This is a genomic window from Acetivibrio straminisolvens JCM 21531 (assembly GCF_000521465.1).
In the GTDB taxonomy this organism is placed as follows: domain Bacteria; phylum Bacillota; class Clostridia; order Acetivibrionales; family Acetivibrionaceae; genus Hungateiclostridium; species Hungateiclostridium straminisolvens.
The window spans coordinates 1-554 of the sequence record NZ_BAVR01000190.1; the positions used below are offsets into that span (position 1 = coordinate 1).

Annotated in this window: 1 protein-coding gene; it reads left to right on the top strand. The window is 42.1% G+C overall.

Annotation, left to right across the window (positions count from 1 at the left end; all coding sequences use genetic code 11):
- Positions 1-193: 193 nt before the first annotated feature.
- Positions 194-554: IS110 family transposase (locus JCM21531_RS17425; RefSeq protein ID WP_157833713.1), on the top strand; the 361-nt coding region annotated here is incomplete at its 3' end.

Below are 554 nucleotides of genomic sequence, written 5' to 3' on the forward strand. Positions count from 1 at the left end.
TTTGGTCAGTAGCATTAAGAAGTTTATGTCCAAGCGAAGCAGTAAAAGAACACTAAGAAATTTGAACTAAGGCTCGTGATGCCTGAAATCACGTAATTTGTCACACCAGGAATAGATAGGTTGGCGTTCCCTTGCGAGGTCAAAGAACTAAGGTTCTTAGACTAACGCTCTTAAATTGAGGTTGCCGGTATGAGTGGTGGAGACATTGGAAAAGGAGAGGATAAACATTTATCATAAACGAAATACCTGCTTTGTTGGAATTGATATGCACAAGGACGCACATTGTGCAGTTGTTATAGATTGTTGGATGAATAAACTGGGTGAGGTTAACTTTGAGAACAGACCATCCAGATATCCTGCATTCGTTGAGGATGTTAGGAAGATTTGCGGGACAAAGGAAATTGTATTCGGGCTTGAGGATACCAGAGGATTCGGCAGAAACCTTGCTGCCTATCTGGTGGGCAGGAAATTTGAAGTCAAGCACGTTAACTCTGCTTATACAAGCGCTGTAAGGCTGGCAAACCCCATTATTTACAAGGATGACTCCTATGATG